Origin of the sequence: Propylenella binzhouense (assembly GCF_009866965.1) — a bacterium.
Taxonomy (GTDB): Bacteria; Pseudomonadota; Alphaproteobacteria; order Rhizobiales; family Afifellaceae; genus Propylenella; species Propylenella binzhouense.
Genome location: NZ_SPKJ01000015.1, coordinates 1 through 16,546 on the forward strand (window position 1 = coordinate 1; position 16,546 = coordinate 16,546).

The 16,546-nt window shown below is 66.2% G+C and carries 20 protein-coding genes and 1 tRNA gene; 9 read left to right on the forward strand and 12 right to left on the reverse strand.

What is annotated here, in order from left to right; translation table 11 throughout:
* The coding region (locus E4O86_RS06885) for an Mrp/NBP35 family ATP-binding protein (protein WP_161139789.1) at nt 1–898 on the forward strand (898 nt) is incomplete at its 5' end.
* A 3-nt stretch (nt 899–901) separates the two neighbouring features.
* Nucleotides 902–1,102: a DUF6494 family protein gene (locus E4O86_RS06890; protein ID WP_161139790.1), complete on the forward strand. Its 201-nt coding sequence runs from the start codon at nt 902–904 to the stop codon at nt 1,100–1,102.
* A 27-nt stretch (nt 1,103–1,129) separates the two neighbouring features.
* Here the strand turns inward: E4O86_RS06890 and E4O86_RS06895 are convergent, their stop codons facing one another.
* The 3 genes from E4O86_RS06895 to moaA all read right to left on the reverse strand — a co-directional run bounded on the left by E4O86_RS06895 (nt 1,130) and on the right by moaA (nt 4,356).
* The gene (locus E4O86_RS06895; protein ID WP_161139791.1) at nt 1,130–2,362 is read right to left on the reverse strand and encodes a multidrug effflux MFS transporter; all 1,233 of its coding nucleotides are present in this window, start codon (nt 2,360–2,362) and stop codon (nt 1,130–1,132) included.
* Nucleotides 2,359–3,282 (reverse strand): DMT family transporter, encoded by a 924-nt coding sequence (locus E4O86_RS06900; RefSeq protein WP_205520750.1) that lies wholly within the window; start codon nt 3,280–3,282, stop codon nt 2,359–2,361. Before E4O86_RS06900 ends, E4O86_RS06895 begins: the two co-directional genes overlap by 4 nt.
* 87 nt (nt 3,283–3,369) lie before the next feature.
* Nucleotides 3,370–4,356: a GTP 3',8-cyclase MoaA gene (moaA, locus tag E4O86_RS06905; RefSeq protein WP_161139849.1), complete on the reverse strand. Its 987-nt coding sequence runs from the start codon at nt 4,354–4,356 to the stop codon at nt 3,370–3,372.
* Between the two features lie 154 nt (nt 4,357–4,510).
* Between moaA and E4O86_RS06910 the strand changes: the two genes are divergently transcribed.
* Nucleotides 4,511–4,876: a gamma-butyrobetaine hydroxylase family protein gene (locus E4O86_RS06910; protein WP_161139792.1), complete on the forward strand. Its 366-nt coding sequence runs from the start codon at nt 4,511–4,513 to the stop codon at nt 4,874–4,876.
* A gap of 54 nt (nt 4,877–4,930) precedes the next feature.
* Here E4O86_RS06910 and E4O86_RS06915 read toward each other — a convergent pair whose 3' ends face one another.
* Nucleotides 4,931–5,527, reverse strand: a complete 597-nt coding sequence (locus tag E4O86_RS06915; RefSeq protein WP_161139793.1) for a L,D-transpeptidase — start codon at nt 5,525–5,527, stop codon at nt 4,931–4,933.
* A gap of 205 nt (nt 5,528–5,732) precedes the next feature.
* Here E4O86_RS06915 and E4O86_RS23160 point away from each other — a divergent pair, with 205 nt between their 5' ends.
* The gene (locus tag E4O86_RS23160; protein WP_425500114.1) at nt 5,733–6,389 is read left to right on the forward strand and encodes a tetratricopeptide repeat protein; all 657 of its coding nucleotides are present in this window, start codon (nt 5,733–5,735) and stop codon (nt 6,387–6,389) included.
* A gap of 25 nt (nt 6,390–6,414) precedes the next feature.
* Here the strand turns inward: E4O86_RS23160 and E4O86_RS06925 are convergent, their stop codons facing one another.
* From E4O86_RS06925 to E4O86_RS06935, 3 genes are all read right to left on the reverse strand, one after another.
* Nucleotides 6,415–6,873 carry a DoxX family protein gene (locus tag E4O86_RS06925; protein ID WP_161139794.1) on the reverse strand — a complete coding sequence of 153 codons (459 nt, stop codon included), beginning with the start codon at nt 6,871–6,873 and terminating at the stop codon, nt 6,415–6,417.
* A gap of 147 nt (nt 6,874–7,020) precedes the next feature.
* Nucleotides 7,021–7,809, reverse strand: a complete 789-nt coding sequence (locus E4O86_RS06930; RefSeq protein WP_161139795.1) for a sulfotransferase family 2 domain-containing protein — start codon at nt 7,807–7,809, stop codon at nt 7,021–7,023.
* A 93-nt stretch (nt 7,810–7,902) separates the two neighbouring features.
* The gene (locus tag E4O86_RS06935; RefSeq protein WP_161139796.1) at nt 7,903–8,079 is read right to left on the reverse strand and encodes a hypothetical protein; all 177 of its coding nucleotides are present in this window, start codon (nt 8,077–8,079) and stop codon (nt 7,903–7,905) included.
* A gap of 530 nt (nt 8,080–8,609) precedes the next feature.
* On the opposite strand from E4O86_RS06935, the gene E4O86_RS06940 reads away from it, so the two are divergent.
* Complete coding sequence (locus E4O86_RS06940; RefSeq protein WP_161139797.1) at nt 8,610–9,425, forward strand: sulfotransferase family 2 domain-containing protein; 816 nt, start codon at nt 8,610–8,612, stop codon at nt 9,423–9,425.
* Nucleotides 9,426–9,731: 306 nt separating this feature from the next.
* On the opposite strand, the gene E4O86_RS06945 is transcribed toward E4O86_RS06940, so the two are convergent.
* The 4 genes from E4O86_RS06945 to gph form a co-directional block, all read right to left on the reverse strand.
* Nucleotides 9,732–9,911, reverse strand: a complete 180-nt coding sequence (locus tag E4O86_RS06945; RefSeq protein WP_161139798.1) for a hypothetical protein — start codon at nt 9,909–9,911, stop codon at nt 9,732–9,734.
* Nucleotides 9,912–10,095: 184 nt separating this feature from the next.
* A complete protein-coding gene (locus E4O86_RS06950) occupies nt 10,096–10,374 on the reverse strand; it encodes a hypothetical protein (protein WP_161139799.1) in 279 nt (92 codons plus the stop codon).
* A 191-nt stretch (nt 10,375–10,565) separates the two neighbouring features.
* Nucleotides 10,566–10,640, reverse strand: a tRNA-Val gene (locus E4O86_RS06955).
* Nucleotides 10,641–10,695: 55 nt separating this feature from the next.
* On the reverse strand, nt 10,696–11,388 hold the full coding sequence (gene gph, locus E4O86_RS06960) for a phosphoglycolate phosphatase (protein WP_161139800.1): 693 nt from the start codon (nt 11,386–11,388) through the stop codon (nt 10,696–10,698).
* A 136-nt stretch (nt 11,389–11,524) separates the two neighbouring features.
* Here gph and rpiA point away from each other — a divergent pair, with 136 nt between their 5' ends.
* The 3 genes from rpiA to gor all read left to right on the forward strand — a co-directional run bounded on the left by rpiA (nt 11,525) and on the right by gor (nt 14,233).
* Nucleotides 11,525–12,214 carry a ribose-5-phosphate isomerase RpiA gene (rpiA, locus tag E4O86_RS06965; RefSeq protein ID WP_161139801.1) on the forward strand — a complete coding sequence of 230 codons (690 nt, stop codon included), beginning with the start codon at nt 11,525–11,527 and terminating at the stop codon, nt 12,212–12,214.
* A gap of 62 nt (nt 12,215–12,276) precedes the next feature.
* Nucleotides 12,277–12,834, forward strand: a complete 558-nt coding sequence (locus tag E4O86_RS06970) for a DUF2059 domain-containing protein (protein ID WP_161139802.1) — start codon at nt 12,277–12,279, stop codon at nt 12,832–12,834.
* A gap of 7 nt (nt 12,835–12,841) precedes the next feature.
* Entirely contained in the window at nt 12,842–14,233 is a 1,392-nt protein-coding gene (gene gor / locus E4O86_RS06975) for a glutathione-disulfide reductase (RefSeq protein ID WP_161139803.1), read from the forward strand.
* 39 nt (nt 14,234–14,272) lie between these two features.
* On the opposite strand, the gene E4O86_RS06980 is transcribed toward gor, so the two are convergent.
* Complete coding sequence (locus E4O86_RS06980) at nt 14,273–14,800, reverse strand: Spy/CpxP family protein refolding chaperone (RefSeq protein WP_161139804.1); 528 nt, start codon at nt 14,798–14,800, stop codon at nt 14,273–14,275.
* Between the two features lie 255 nt (nt 14,801–15,055).
* On the opposite strand from E4O86_RS06980, the gene E4O86_RS06985 reads away from it, so the two are divergent.
* On the forward strand, nt 15,056–16,438 hold the full coding sequence (locus tag E4O86_RS06985; RefSeq protein ID WP_161139805.1) for a class II 3-deoxy-7-phosphoheptulonate synthase: 1,383 nt from the start codon (nt 15,056–15,058) through the stop codon (nt 16,436–16,438).
* Nucleotides 16,439–16,546: the final 108 nt, after the last annotated feature.

Consider the following 16,546-nt stretch of genomic DNA (forward strand, 5'->3'; position numbering starts at 1 on the left):
GGCCCCGGCTCCGCGCGGTTCGCCGATGGCGGCGGGCGGCGCCGCGCCGCGGACGCCGGCCGGAGCAGGCGCCCAGCAGCAGAAGCCGGGCGTGCCGGGCGTCGACGCCATCATCGCCGTCGCTTCGGGCAAGGGCGGCGTCGGAAAGTCCACCACCGCCGTCAATCTCGCGCTCGCGCTCCAGGCCAACGGGCTGCGGGTCGGCATGCTCGACGCCGACATCTACGGCCCGTCGCTGCCGCGGCTCCTTCATCTCTCGGGAAAGCCGGAGCCGCTTCACGGCCGCGTGCTCAAGCCGCTCGACGGCTACGGCATGAAGGTCATGTCGATGGGCTTCCTCGTGGACGAGGACACGCCGATGATCTGGCGCGGGCCGATGGTGGTGTCCGCGCTCACGCAGATGCTGCGGGAGGTCGCCTGGGGCGAACTCGACGTGATCGTCGTCGACATGCCGCCCGGCACCGGCGACGCCCAGCTCACGATGGCGCAGCAGGTTCCGCTCGCCGGCGCCGTCATCGTCTCCACCCCGCAGGACCTCGCGCTCATCGACGCGCGCAAGGGCCTCAACATGTTCCGGCGGGTGGACGTGCCGGTCCTCGGCATCGTCGAGAACATGAGCTACTTCGTCTGTCCGCATTGCGGAGGGCGCTCGGACATCTTCGGCCATGGCGGCGCCGAGGCCGAAGCCGGCCGGATCGGCACGCCGTTCCTCGGAGCGGTTCCGCTCCACATGGAGATCCGCGAGCGTTCCGATGCCGGCGTGCCGGTGGTGGTCGCCGATCCCGACGGCCCGCACGCGGCGATCTATAGGGAGATCGCCCGCAAGGCCTGGGACGGCGTTCAGGCCCATCGCGCGGGCGGGACCCGGCAGGCGCCGCGGATCGTGATCGAGGAGTAGGCAATGTCGGACGAGCGCAACGAAGACCGGTTCAACATGTCGATGCGGAAGTTCCTGAAGCAGGTCGGCGTGACCTCGCAGCGCGAGATCGAACGCGTCGTCGGCGAGGCCCATCTCGGGGGCAAGCTCAAGGTGCGCGCCGTCGTCACGGCCGAGGGCACCGACCTGCATCACGTGGTGGAAGGCGAGATCGACCTCGGCTGAGCGCCCTGCGGCGGGCTGCGGACCGCCTCAGCGGCGGCCGGTGCCGATTGCGTGGGCGGCCGCCAGGGCGACGGCCGAGGCAGCCAGCATCACCCAGAACATCGGGAGGGCGGTCGCGCTTCCCTGCAGGAGCGTTCCGACCAAGGTCGAGAACACGGCACCCGTGGCGATCTGGATGGCGCCCGTCAGGCCGGCCGCGGCGCCTGCGATCTCGGGCCGCACGCTGATCGCGCCCGACAGCGAATTGGGCAGGACCAGGCCGTTCGCGATTCCCGCGACGGCCATCGGCAGGAAGAGCGCCCAGGGCTCGGGATAGCCCACAGCGAACAGCGCCATGGCCGCGGCGGTCGCCAGCAGCGCGAGATAGGAACCCCAGAGGATGAGGACCGACAGGCCGAGCCGTTCCGTGAGCCGGGCCGTGACGTAGTTGCCGATCGCGTAGCCGATCGCGAGCAGGCCGAACCACAGGCCGTAGACCGAGGGGCCGATCTCCAGGATGTGCTCCGAAACGAAGGGCGCCCCGCCGAGAAACGCGAAGAAGGCGCCCGCCGTCAGGCCCGTGCTCGCCGTATAGAGGCGGAACGGGCGCTCCGAGAGGAGCAGGCGGAAGTCGCGCGCCATCGTGCTGAAGCTGAGGTGGGGCGTGCGCGCGAGGTTCGTCTCGCCGATATAGGCCCACGTGATCGCCAGGCAGGCGAGCCCGAATGCCGCCATGAACAGGAACACCGCCTGCCAGCCGATGAATTCCTGCAGGATCCCGCCGCAGAACGGCGCGACCATCGGGGCCATCGCAAGGCCCATCGTGACATAGCCGAGCATGCTCGCGGCCTGCCGCCTGTCGAAGAGGTCCCGGACGATGGCGCGCCCGAGCGTGATGCCGACGCAGCCGCCGACACCCTGCACGATCCTGAGGGCGATCAGGACGCCGATCGTCGGCGCGGCGGCGGCCGCCGCGCTCGACACCGTGAACAGCACGAAGCCGGCGAGCAGGACCGGCCTGCGCCCGAAGCGGTCCGAAACGGGGCCGACCAGCATCTGGCCGGCGGCGACCGCGACGAGGAAGAGGGAGAGGACGAACTGGACCGTACCGTAGCCGGCGCCGAAATGGCGCTGGATTGCCGGCATCGAGGGCACGATCACGTTGATTGCGAACGGCGAGACCGACGAGATCGCCACGAGCGCGAGAATCGGAGGTCGCCGCCTGCCGCCCGCGGTTCCGCTCCCGGGCGGGGCGAATGCTTCCGGAGCGGGCGCGTTCATTCGGGACTCGGCCCGGCGAGCGCGGCCGACGCCGGCTTCACCTTGCCGCGGCTGCGTTCCCGGTGAAAGGTGTAGAGGCCGGTGCCGACGAGTATGGCACTGCCGATCAGGGTCGCCGTGTCCGGCCATGCGGCGAAGACCACGACCTGGAGCGCGATCGCCCAGATCATGTTGGAGTACCGGAACGGGGCCACGACCGCGACATCGCCGCTGCGCATCGCGCGGAGGATCAGGACGTAGCCGGCCGAGAGGAGGGCGGCCGAGCCGGCGATCCGGACGAGATCGACGGCGGGGACCGCTTGCCAGTCCTCTCCGAGCCGCATCAGCAGGCCGACGCAACCGGTCGCAAGAGACGTGAGCGCCGAGACGGTGAAGACCGGCACCCGGTCCGGGAGAAGCCGGGACGAAAGGTCGCGCGTCGTCACGAAGAGCACGGAGACGAGCGCAAGCACGGACCAGTGGTCGAAGCCGGCCGTTCCGGGCCTGACGATCACGAGCGCGCCCAGAAAGCCGGTGGCGATCGCCGCCCAGCGCCGGGCGCCGACCGGCTCGCCCAGGAAGAGCGATGCGCCTGCGGTGGTCGCGAGGGGCACGAGAAGAAGGATTGCGGTCGCGTTCGCGATCGGAAGATGGGCGAGTGCGCTCAAGTAGAAGCTGGTCGAGCCGATCTCTCCGAGCGTCCGCAGCGCGACGGAGGGATGGAGCAGCGTCCGGGAATGGCGCAGGCGCTCGCCCTGGATGATGCCGACCGCCAGCAGAAGCGGTGTCGCGAAGAGGCTTCGCAGGAAGATGATCTGTCCGACCGGAAGATCGGCCGCCGTGAGCTTCACGAGCGTGTCGTTGCCGAGGAACGCGGCCATGGCGGCGAGCATCAGGACGATGCCGCGGCGATTGTCCGAGCCGGAACTGATTGGGCGCATGGGAACCGATCGAGGATCCGCCCGGACCTGTCGCAGGTCCGGGGGACAAAGAGGCGTGGAAAGATGTCGGCGCGGAGCCGGAAGGCGTCAGCCGCCGGTGACGCTCATGTGACGCTTGACGCCGGGCCGGCTCGTCCGCCGGTCGATCACGAAGTCGTGACCCTTCGGCTTGCGCGAGATCGCCTCCTCGATCGCCTTGTCGAGGAGCTCGTTGCCCTCCGAGGCGCGGAGCGGTGCGCGGAGGTCGGCGGCGTCCTCCTGGCCGAGGCACATGAAGAGCGTGCCGGTGCAGGTGACGCGGACCCGGTTGCAGCTCTCGCAGAAATTGTGCGTCAGCGGCGTGATGAAGCCCAGCCTGCCGCCGGTTTCCGCCACGCGCATGTAGCGGGCCGGGCCGCCCGTGCGATAGGCGCTCTCCTCGAGGGTGAAGAGCTCGGCGAGGCGTGCCCGCACGAGCGAGAGCGGGAGGTACTGGTCGGTGCGGTCGCCGTCGATGTCGCCCATCGGCATCGTCTCGATGAGCGTCATGTCCATGCCCTGGCCGTGAGCCCAGCGGATCATCTCGGGAAGCTCCGCCTCGTTCACGCCCTTGAGGGCAACGGCATTGATCTTGATCTGGAGCCCGGCCTTCTGCGCGGCGTCGATCCCGGCCATCACCTTTCCGAGTTCGCCCCAGCGCGTGATCGCCTTGAATTTCGCGCGGTCGAGCGTGTCGAGCGAGACGTTGATGCGCCGCACGCCGGCATCGTAGAGGGGCTGGGCGAAACGCTCGAGCTGCGATCCGTTGGTGGTCACGGTCAGCTCGTCGAGCCCGGCGCCGACCTGGCGGCCGAGCGCCTGGAACAGCGTCATGATGTTGCGCCGGACGAGGGGCTCGCCGCCGGTGATCCGGATCTTCCGAACGCCCTTGGCGATGAAGGCCATGCAGAGCCGCTCGAGCTCCTCGATCGTCAGCAGGTCCTTCTTCGGCAGGAACGTCATGTCTTCCGCCATGCAGTAGACGCAGCGGAAGTCGCAGCGATCGGTGACGGATACGCGCAGATAGGTTATCGCCCGCCCGAACGGGTCGACCATGCGCGGTCCGGTCTGCTCCACGGTCTGGATGAGCGTGATCGCCACTTGTGCCTCCCTCTCCGGGCGGCCGTGATGCCCGAAGCGCTTCGCCGCCCAATGTAGTGATTTGCCCGCGCCGGCCAAGCCCCGGCGCCTGTCCGATGAGGAGGATAGAATGGCCGAACCCTGGCCGACCGAAATCCGTTTGTCAAAGGACAGGCGGACCCTCACCGTGCGCTTCGACACCGGCGAGAGCTACGAGCTCGGCGCGGAGCTGCTTCGGGTCGTCTCGCCCTCGGCCGAGGTGCAGGGGCACTCGCCGGAACAGCGCGTGACCGTCGCCGGCAAGGCGGACGTCGCCATCGCGGCGGTCGATCCGGTCGGAAACTACGCCGTCAGGCTGCGCTTCGACGACCGGCACGACACCGGCATCTATTCCTGGCCCTATTTGCTGAAGCTCGGCCGCGACCGGGAGCAGATCTGGGCGCGCTATCTCGCCGAGATCGAGGAGAAGGGCCTCTCCCGGAGCCGCCGCAGCTGAGACGCGAACGGCCGGCGCAAGCGCCGGCCGCACCCCGGAGGATGAAATCTGCGATCAGCGCAGGACGACCACCCGCGTGCCGACGCTCACCTTCTCGTAGAGATCCACGACGTCCTCGTTGGTCATCCGGAGGCAGCCCGACGAGACCGCCTGCCCGATCGTCCAGGGCTCGTTGGAGCCGTGGATCCGGTAGAGCGTGTTGCCGATATACATGGCGCGCGCGCCGAGCGGGTTGCCGGGCCCGCCTTCCATGTGGAGCGGCAGCCCGGGCTGGCGCTTGCGCATCTGGGGCGGGGGGGTCCAGCCCGGCCATTCCGCCTTGCGGGTGATGTGATGGGTGCCCGCCCACTGGAAGCCTTCGCGTCCGACGCCGACGCCGTAGCGGATCGCCGTGCCGTCGCCGAGGACGTAATAGAGCCGGCGTTCGCTCGTGTTGACGACGATCGTGTTCGCGCCGTACGGGCCGTCATAGTCGACCACCGTGCGCGGCACGGGATTCTTGTGGGACCGCGCGCCGGGTCCGTAGGTGATCCAGGTCTTGGTCGCAGGATCGAAGAAGCGCTGCGTGCCTGCCGTCATGGCCGCGAGCGCTTCGGATTGGACCGCTGAGAACAACGTGGCCGCGACAGCGACTGCAAGTATGGACTTCATGACCGACTGATACCCGCTAAGCAACTCGAGTGAGAAGAGCTTAGCATTGCCGGCTTGGCAATCCGTTAAGCCGCGCGGGCCACGCAGACGTGAAGTCTCGCGCCGAAGCGTGATTCGAGATCGGGGGGCGGGAAGCTACGGTCTCTCGGCGGCAGTCGCGACGGAGCCGCGCTGGATGGCTCTCGCGCCGCTGGAGGAAGCCGTCATGTTCTCAGCAGTGAATGGCCGGGCGGGGAGCGCGTTGCTCGCTGCCGCGCTTGCGCTTGGAATGGTGGTGTCGGGAACGCTCGCCTCGTCGGCGATGGCGGCCGGCGGCGGAGGAGGCGGAGGAGGTGGCGGCGCGGGCGGCGCCGGCAGTTCCGGAGGAGGCAGCGCGGGAGGCGGCGGCACGGGCGGCAATGAGGGTGCCCGCGGCCAGGGCCGCGCGACCGACCTGAACACCTGCCGGAAGGGCCTCGTCTGGGACCGCCAGAAGCACATGTGCGTGACCGCGTCGCGCGACGCGCTGCCCGACGAGGAGATGGCCGAATACGCCTTCGCGCTCGCCAAGGCGGAACGTTTCGACGAGGCGCTCGGAGTGCTCGACCTGCTCCGGGATCCGAACACCGCGCGGGCGCTCAATTATCGCGGCTACGCCACCCGCAAGCTCGGTCGCCTGGACGAGGGGATCGGCTATTACCTGCGTTCGACGGCGCTCGACCCGACCTATGCGCAGGTCCGCGAATATCTCGGCGAGGCCTATGTCATCAAGGGAAGGCTCGATCTCGCGCAGGAGCAGCTCGACGTGATCCGCGGGCTCTGCGGCACGACCTGCGAGGAATACGAGGATCTCGCCGAGGCGATCGAAGCGGTGAAGGGCTGACCCGGGCCCCGGGACACCCCTGGCATCAGGTCCGGCTCGAGACAGGGCCGATCGGAGCGGCCCGGGCGGCCGCTCCCCCGCTTATCCTGGCCGCGCGCCGACGGGCCAGCAAGGCGTCGAGCGACCAGTCGCCCGGGCCGAACGCCACCAGCGCCAGCATTCCGCCGGCGATCACGATATTCTTGTGGAAGTGGAACGCCTGCATCTGATCAGCGAAATCGAGGTGGAAGAAGAGCGCCGCCAGCACGGAAAAGCCGGTCAGGCCGAACGCCGCGGGCCGCGTGAGGAGCCCCGCGAGCACGAGCAGGCCGCCCCCGAGTTCCGAGAGGATGACGAGCGGCAACAGGAATGCGGGCACGCCGTAGCTCCGCATGTAGTCCGCCACGCCGGCATAGCCGAGGATGGCGAGCCACCCCTCCCAGATGAAGAAGTAGGAAAGGAGAACGCGGGCGAGCAATGCGACCGCCGCTTCCCTGCGCTGCATGGCGCGTCACCTCCGGACGGCGGGATCATCGCACGGGACGCGGCGGAGCGGCATTCGCATTCGCGTGAGCACGCCGCCCGCTGCCGGCGGCCGACCAGGAGGCGATGACGGGCGGCGATCTCCGCCCGTCCGCCTTCGGCCCTCCGGCTAGGCGGGTTGGGCCACCTCCACTGATCCTCGGATGATATTAATAACCTCGTCCGGCCGCTCGGGCGGTACCATCTCGCCAAACTCACGCATTTCGCTCAACTCGGTCGAATAGCCAAACAGTCGAAAATCTTCCGCATATATCGTTCTGACGAGATGAATTGCCTCGTCATTATAATATTGGACAGTGGGAGTTTTGATGCGACTCGCGCCAAGCACTCGGTTCTCAATGGGAACGCCGGCTGAGGTCATATAGGCAAAAGTATCCTGCGCCGATTCAAGTCTCCCAATAAATGCAAATTCCGTAGAATGGTATAAAATATCAAGATATTGCGGCCGAAAGTGCTGATCCCATGTGGTCGTATCTGGGCTAGACGCCAAGGTGCGTAGAAAGTCTAGAAAGGAATAGTCGCGCTTTGTTAGAGTTGGATCGATGTCATGGATGCGACAAAAGTTTTCCCATGCATGATTGCTGCGGACGTTACCAATCTTATCGCTATATGCCGAAACAGCTCGGGAAAACGGGTTGCGTACCATTGTCACAAACGGCTTTCCTGAGAACGACGAAAAATCATAATTGCCGTTGAACACATTAACAAAGGGGCTCGCCCTGCGATCATGTGCATTTCCAACGAACGTCACCTTTCCACGCATTGTATCTATGTATTCCCAGAGAGAAGCCTTGATAGTTGTGCAGGCAACCTTGGGGTTCTGTATGTACACAAAAGGCAGTTCGTCGGCATAAATGATGGCCTGTACAATGCGTTGGCGAAGAGCGTGGTCCGTCATGTTTCCTAATGCTCCGAAAAAATATGAACAAAGGCCATATGCCGCGCGCGACCGACGAGGTGGTGACCGGCCGCAGTCGGCCACCAACAAGCCTCACTCCGTCGGGAGCGCAGCAACCTGCTCCTTCAGCGATTGCTGCTCGGCCCTGAGTTCGTCGAGGCGGAACTTCGCGGCCTTAGCTTCTTCGCGGGCTCTGGCGGCTGTCTCCCGAATGGAGGCGATTTCTTCGTTGACCTCACGCAAGCGCTTACGAATCGGATTCGGTGCCATGTCTCGGCTCCTTTGTTGGTTTGATCGCGGTCAATCCAGCCCCGTCATTGTGATCGTTTCCAAGCGAGAGTCCACCCCGCACGCATACCCCGTCTGGGTCGTATCCAATTGGGCGCGCTGGCTCCTTTCAAGCGTTGCAATCTGGCCACTCAGCGCGAGATCAAGGTGAGAGCGGACGGCCCAGGACCATGGATGATCAGGAAGCTTCTCTGTTCTACAAGAGCATCGGTGACTAGGAAATAGTCAACTAACTAAACCAGCCACGAGAAGTCGTCAATCAGTACTTTCTAAAGCGTGTCGATTCGGCGGCTAGTCCCTCATCTGCTCTGTTTTCTTTTCTTTGATGGCGCGTTTTTCTTGTGTGTCGTTGCCTCCAAGTTGCGTCAATGGTCCACGGGTTGCGCCTAACGTCGCTGTGATGCCGTCGTCTCCGATGGCCATCTTGTCGCGTGTCTCAGCAGTGGGATCGATCTGGTATAGACTGGCCGAGCAGCCGCCGTTATCGTGCGGTCGAACTCAGGAGGGCAGTTGTGACTGGGAATCTTGATAGTAACGATATGATCCAGTTCGTGCTGGAAAACATGGGAACGAAGGACACGCTATGGTTATTCCATCACATCCCGAAAACGGCTGGAAGCTCTCTCCGTGCAGAGCTGGTTAACGCCACGAGGTCACAATATAACATTTATGAAGGCGCTGTAATTCCGGATGATCCGGCGCTTCGTACGCCGATAATATTGCTAAATCTTGCATGTGATGACTTCTTTATTAAGCACGCCGAGCGTCCGCGCCGGTTTGTATCCGGACATCTACTTCGTACTCACGTTGAGAGAATACTTTCTCTTGGAAATGTGAAAATGTTCACGTTATTGCGTGAGCCATTCGACCGTTTGGTATCATCATATCGCTATCAACAGACTCCAACGCATCCACAGCATAACGAATTTATCGCTCGGTTCCCGGATTTTTCTAATTTTATTGAATTCGAGCACTCCGCAAATGCCATGGCCAAATACATAACCGGAGATGAAGAACCAAGTGCTGAGAAGTGCATTGAAATTCTGCGGCGAGATTATGTATTTGTCGGGACAATTGAGCGATACTCAATTTGTCGGCTCATGCTCTTCGAGCTGATAAACGCTGAAGCGCCGGAAGAGGAAACTCGCGAACGTGAGTCCGCGCCAACAGTCCCTAATGAGATAGACGACAAGGAACGATATCGTGAGCTATTCCGAGAACGGAACCGGGTCGACTACGAAGTGTATGACTTCGTCAGAAACCGAATTGAAAGTCAAGTTGAGTCAATGAAGTGTGCAATCCACACATTAGGGATGGCAAGCGTCTGAGTTCTAGAGGCCGCTCCATGTTTTAGATCACGGCCATCTCGGCGACGGCGTTCGCTTCGGCGCGGAGTCCGTAAGCAGTTGATCTTTTCGCAAAGTTCCTGCAAACGCTTTTGTTCAAGGCTCGCTGCTATTCGTCTCGATTCTTTGTTGGTTGGCCGCGCAGTCCCAACGACCGCCTCTTTAGGTCTGTAGCGACAGTCCGCCGCCGATAGATGAAGTCCGCAAGCAACCCTCCAGTTCAAGAACGGCATTGCCGTGAACCCGATAAGGCGGCCGGGGAGAGCCCCGACCGCCAATCTGAGGAAATCAGGCGCTCGCCGGTTCGGCGTCGACCTTCGCCTTCAGCTCGATTCGCTCGGCCTGCAGTTCCTTCACCCGGGCGGCGGCGGTTTTGGCCTCGTCTCGTGCCCTGGTTGCGGTCTCGCGCGTCCGCTTCAGTTCCTCGTTCACCTCGCGGAGGCGCTTGCGATCAGGATTGGCAGCCATGTCTTGCTCCTTTGTATTTTGCACCGGAGGTTCCGGCGCGCGCAGTCTTCCCCCTCCGACTCCCGTTGTCCAGCGCGCCGGGAGGGGAACGCGGCTGCGAAACGGGGTTCTCGCACCTGCAACATCCTTGCCTGGAACGCATTCTCGCAGGTGCCTGCGGCCTATTACCGCCCCGTCCTTTCGTTCACGCCTCCACCACCCGCCAGCCGTCTCCGCCGAGATATCGTCTATCGGTGCCGTAGGACCCGTCCTTCCTCTGCGGGTTCCCGTAGACGGTCGGGCCGGAACGGCCATGCGTCTTCAGCATCGCGACCCGGTAGCGCCTGCCGTCCTTCTCGATAATCGAGCCTTCCTTCACGCCCGCCGCTTCGCAGACGATCCGGTGGCGCTCCTCCCTGAGGCTCGCGAGCTGCGCCTCGAGCTCCTTCTCGCGGCGATCGAGTTCGTCCAGAGGGTCATTCATCGTGCGGTCTCCAGAAGGCGGGAGTGGGAAGAATTGAACACTTTCGGCCGACAGTCTGTCGACGGCAAGGAATAGCCCGAGGTGCTTCGGTGCCTGGAGGACGCCTGTCCGGCGGCTGCAGGGCGGCCTCGGCAGCGCCTCTCGTTCCGGAGCGCCGCGGCATCGGTCGTCGAAAAGCGGTATCGCGAGGATGGTGGGCGCGACAGGGATTGAACCTGTGACCCCTCCCGTGTGAAGGGAGTGCTCTCCCGCTGAGCTACGCGCCCGTTCCGCGGCGGTCCCGCGCGGGTGGGTGACTAATAGGTAGCGCCTCCGGCGGCGTCAAGACGCCTCCGCCCGCGCGCGCCGGGCGAGCAGGCCGTCGAGCACGCCCGCCGTGAGCGCATCATAGCGGTCGATGACGAGATCCGGCACCAGTTCCGCCATCGGGACCGGCGTGTAGCCGAAGCTGACGCCGACGAAGGGAATGCCCGCCGCGCGGGCCGTCTCCACGTCGGTCCTTGAATCGCCGACCATCACGGCGCGGTCCGGGTCGCCGCCGGCGCGCGCGATCGTGCGCAGCAGGTGTCCGGGATGCGGCTTGCGCATCTCGAACGTGTCGGCGCCGCAGATCGCCAGGAACCGTTCGGCAATGCCGAGCGTGGTGAGCAGCTCCCGCGACAGGCCCTCGAGCTTATTGGTGCAGATGGCGAAGCGCCAGCCGGCCGCCTCGAGGGCGTCGAGCGCCTCGAGGGCGCCCGGATAGGGGCGGCTGCCGTCGCAGATATGCGCCGAATAGTGGCGCAGGAAATCGGCGTGCATGCGGTCGAGGAGGGCCGAGGACGCCACCGTTCCCTGGCGGTGGAGCGCCACCTCGATCAAGTGGCGGGCGCCGTGGCCGATCCCGTCCCGTGCGGATGGTCCCGCGGGCGGAAAGCCGTGCTCGCGGAGCACGGCGTCGAGCGCCGCGAGGAGATCCGGCGCCGTGTCGACGAGGGTGCCGTCGAGATCGAAGACGAGGAGGGAATCAGGCATCACGGCACTATACCGGGATTGGCCGCGGCTGCACGCCCGCGCATGCGGCGGACGGCCCCGGCGGCATGCCGCGATGGCGATAAGGGACGCCCTGTGTTATGCGGCCCACACTGGCCGCTGGCCGATCGGTAGGGCGATGGCTGACGAACTGAAGAGAACCGCTGCGGAGGCCGCGCTCTCCCATGTCCGGAACGGCATGCGGATCGGGCTCGGTACCGGCTCCACGGCTGCCCATTTCGTCAGGGCTCTCGGCCGGCGCGTGGCGACCGGGCTCGAGGTCGTCGGCGTTCCGACGTCCGAGGCGACGGCCGCGCTCGCGCGCGAGGCCGGAATCCCGCTCGCCACGCTCGACGACTATCCGGAGCTCGACCTCGTCGTCGACGGCGCGGACGAGATCGGCCCGGGCCTCTCGCTCGTAAAGGGCGGGGGCGCGGCGCTGCTTCGGGAAAAGATCGTCGCCTACGCGGCGGAGCGCATGATCGTGGTCGCCGACGGCTCCAAGCTCGTCGATGCGCTCGGGGCATTTCCGCTGCCCATCGAGATCGTTCCGTTCGGCGCGACCGCCACCACCCTGGCGGTCGAGCGGGCGGCGATCGATTGCGGCCTTCGCTGCGCGCTCGATCTCCGGACCCGGGACGGCGCGCCGGTCGTGACCGACGGCGGCAACTGGATCGTGGACGCATCATTTGGCCGCATTCCGGACCCAGAACCGCTGGCTTGCAGGCTCTCGGCGCTGCCGGGCGTCGTCGAGCACGGTCTGTTCCTCGACTTCGCCGATCTGGCGCTCGTCGCCTTTCCCGACGGTCTGAAGGAGATCGGGGCGTGAGGCGCCCGGCCTGTCAACGAATGCACGGCGTCCGGGCCGACGCCGCAAACGGAGTCCCTTCGATGAAACGTTTCGTACGCGCCGCCGCTCTGGCGCTCGCCGTGGCAATGGCCGCGCCGGCATCTGCGCAGAGCCCCGCTCCCGCTTCCGCACCCGATGCCGAAACCCTCGCGATCGCGCACAAGGTCGTCCGGGCGAGCGGTTCGGGCCGCATGTTCGACGAGATCCTGCCGAACGTCGCCGAGCGGGCCAAGACCACCTTCATCCGGTCCAATCCGCAGATGCAGCTCGGCGTCATCAAGGTGGTCGACGAGGTCGCCCTCGATCTCGTCGATCGTCGGAAGGATCTCGACGACAGGCTCGCCGAGGTCTGGGCCGGCTTCTTCGACAAGGATCAGCTGCGGGCGGTGCTCGACTTCTACAACTCGCCGGCCGGGCAGCGCTTCGCCGAAATCCAGCCCCAGGTGCTGGGCCGCCAGCTCGAGGTCGCGGATGACTGGGCTCAGGAGATCGGGCAGGAGATCGCGAAGCGCGTCACCGACGAGCTCAACGCGATGGTGAAGGACGAAACGAGCAAGCTCGAGCAGCCGGGCACCACTGCGAAGCCCCAGGCTCAGTAGGCCTGCGATGGCGCGGGACTACGACCTCTTCGTGATCGGCGCCGGGTCGGGTGGCGTGCGCGCCGCCCGCAAGGCGGCCGAGGCGGGCGCCCGGGTGGCGATCGCGGAGGCCGATCGGGTCGGTGGAACCTGCGTCATCCGCGGCTGCGTGCCGAAGAAGCTCTTCGTCTACGCATCGCAGTTCTCCGAGGCGTTCGAGGATTCCGCCGGCTACGGCTGGACGCTGGGGGAGGCACGGTTCGACTGGCCGACGCTCGTCGCCAACAAGGACCGCGAGATCGCCCGCCTGGAGGGCATCTACCGCGCGAATCTCGGCCGTGCCGGCGTGGAGCTCTTCGAGAGCCGGGCGGTTCTCGCCGGCGGGCACGAGGTCCGGCTGGAGGCGCTCGGCCGGACCGTGACGGCCGACACGATCCTCGTCGCGACCGGCGGCAGGCCGAACCCGCACGCCGACCTGCCCGGCCACGAGCACTGCATCACCTCGAACGAGGCCTTTCACCTCGATCGCCTTCCGGAGAAGGTCCTGATTGCGGGCGGCGGCTATATCGCGGTGGAGTTCGCCGGGATCTTCAACGGTCTCGGCGTCGACACGACGCTGGTCTATCGCGGCCCGGAGCTTCTTTCCCGCTTCGACATGGACCTCCGGCGCCTCCTCCATGCGGAGACCGAAAACAAAGGTATCCGCGTTCGCTGCAAGACGATCTTCAGCCGGATCGAGAAGCTTTCGGACGGTCGCCTGCGGGCCCTGCTGTCCGATGGATCCGTGGAGGAGGCCGACGCGATCATGCTCGCCGTCGGGCGCCTTCCCAACAGCGCGGGCCTCGGCCTGGCGGAAGCGGGCGTGAAGCTCAATTCCCGCGGCGGCGTCATCGTCGACGAATACTCGCGGACCGCCGCCGGACACATCTGGGCGATCGGCGATGTCACGGACCGCCTGCAGCTTACGCCGGTCGCGATCCACGAGGCGATGTGCTTCGTCGAGACGGTCTACCGCGGCCGGCCGACCAGGCCCGACCACGATCTCGTCGCGACCGCGGTGTTCTCGCATCCGGAGATCGGCACCGTCGGCCTCACGGAGGACGAGGCGCGCAAGCGCCATCGCGATCTCGACATCTACAAGGCAGTGTTCCGGCCGATGCGGCACACGCTGTCGGGCCGCTCGGACCGCATGCTCCTGAAGCTGGTCGTGGAGCCGGCCTCGGGGAAGGTGCTCGGCGCCCATGTGCTCGGGCCGGATGCGGGCGAGATGGCGCAGCTTCTCGGCATCCCGCTGAAGATGGGTGCCACCATCGCCGATTTCGATCGCACGATGGCGGTGCACCCGACCGCGGCGGAGGAACTCGTGACCTTCTCCGGTCCGACCGAGCGGATCAGGTCCGGAGAGACCGTCGCCGCCTGACGGCCAAGGCCGTCGGCCGCACCTGGTGCTCGCGGCCGCCTAAAGGCGGGCCTGGCGCGCGGGCGAGGAATAGCCGCGCAGCTCCGCATAGCGGGCGCGCTGGGCGGGATCGAGCACGGCGGCCGTCGCGATGTGGTGGCGGAGATAGGCGGTCCGGATCTGGGCCTGCGTCCGGTTGATCTCGAGGATGGCGGCGGAGAGCCCCTCGGGCGTGATCGTCTGGTCGGCGAAGGCGCGGTCGAGCGCAGCCTCCTGCTGCGCGAGGCGGGCGCGGAGCTCGCCGGCTTCGGTCTGCATCTCCGCCGCGATCTCCTCCACCTCGCGCTTCTGCTCGTCGTCGAGGCCGAGCGCATCGGACAGGCCGAGAACGAGGTCCGGGCCGGGATAGCCGTTGATCTCGGCGGCGAGCGACATGGCCCTGCCGTGGCCGGCCCGGATGTCGGTCATCTCGTCCGGGGAGAGCTGCCGTTCGATCGGGCGTGCTTGTTCCTCTGCCGGATGCGCGGTTTCGGCCGGAGCGCTGCTGATGAAGGAGAATGCGAGGATCGCGACGAGGATCGAATGCATGGAGGCCGACTCTGGTGGGGCGACAGCCCTAGCATGCTGTCGGCGGTCCGGCGATTCCGGATGATGTCGCGGCGGCTCGGATGGGCTTGGTCCGGCGCGCCCGGGGATAGCCTTTGTCTGGCGGGACCGGCGCGATCTCTATATAAGCTCCCGCCAGGGCTGTGGCCTGGCGGCGGGGGCGTTCCGCCGAACCCGTGTCGTTCGGAGTGAAGAAGTGGCCGCCGGAGTGCGGCAGGTGAGTTTCGGGAGCCTGTGATGAGCGAGAATTGGACACCGGCGAGCTGGCGGTCGAAGCCGATCGTGCAGGTGCCGGACTATCCGGACAGGGAGGCCTTGGCGCAGGTCGAAGGGCGCCTGGCGACCTATCCGCCGCTCGTCTTTGCTGGCGAGGCCCGGGCGCTGAAGCGTCACCTCGCAGAGGTCGCGGCGGGCAAAGCGTTCCTGCTCCAGGGCGGCGATTGCGCCGAGAGCTTCGTCGAACACCGCGCCGACAACATTCGCGATTTCTTCCGCGTCTTCCTGCAGATGGCGGTGGTTCTCACATTCGCCGCGAAATCGCCGGTGGTGAAGGTTGGCCGCATCGCCGGCCAGTTCGCCAAGCCGCGTTCCGAGCCGATGGAACGTCAGGGCGACAAGCTGCTGCCGAGCTATCGCGGCGACATCATCAACGCGACCGACTTCACGGAGGAGGCCCGCACGCCCGATCCGGTCCGGCTCGAAATGGCCTACCGGCAGTCGGCTGCGACGCTGAACCTTCTGCGCGCCTTCGCGCAGGGTGGCTACGCGAACCTCGAGCACGTGCACCAGTGGATGCTCGGCTTCGTGGCGGACAGCCCGCAGCGCGAGCGCTACGAGCAACTCGCCGACCGGATCACCGAGACGCTCGGCTTCATGCGGGCGATCGGCATCGATGCCGACCGGACGCCGGAGCTGCGCCAGACCGACTTCTTCACGAGCCACGAGGCGCTGCTCCTCGGCTATGAGGAGGCCCTGACGCGGATCGATTCCACGACCGGCGACTGGTACGCGACCTCGGGCCACATGATCTGGGTCGGCGAGCGCACGCGGCAGCTCGATCACGCCCATTTCGAATATTGCCGCGGTGTCAACAACCCGATCGGGCTGAAATGCGGGCCGAACATTCAGCCGGACGAGCTCGTCCGCTCGATCGCGCTTCTCAACCCGAAGAACGAGCCCGGCCGGCTCACGCTGATCATGCGGTTCGGGGCTGACAGGCTCGCCGAGCGCCTGCCGCGCCTCATCCGGGCGGTCGAGCGCGAGGGCTCCGCGGTCGTGTGGTCGTGCGACCCGATGCACGGCAACACGATCAAGGCCGCGACCGGCTTCAAGACGCGGCCGTTCGAGCTGATCCTGCGCGAGGTCGAGAACTTCTTCGCCATCCATCGCGCCGAGGGGACCCATGCCGGCGGCATCCATATCGAGATGACCGGCAAGAACGTCACCGAATGCACGGGCGGCGCGCGTGCGATTTCCGAGCAGGACCTGTCCGACCGCTACCACACGCATTGCGACCCGCGGCTCAACGCCGACCAGGCGCTCGAGCTCGCCTTCCTGGTGGCCGAGCTCCTGAACAAGGAGCAGTTCGGGGAGCATGCCAGGGTCGCGAAGGGCGCGTGACCCGTTCCGGCCGGCGACGCCGGCCGGCCGATTCCGCGGGGATTTGCCGGTTGGCGCCGGGATCGCTACCGTGTGACCGGCGTGCTGCGGCACACGGCCGGCCCGCCG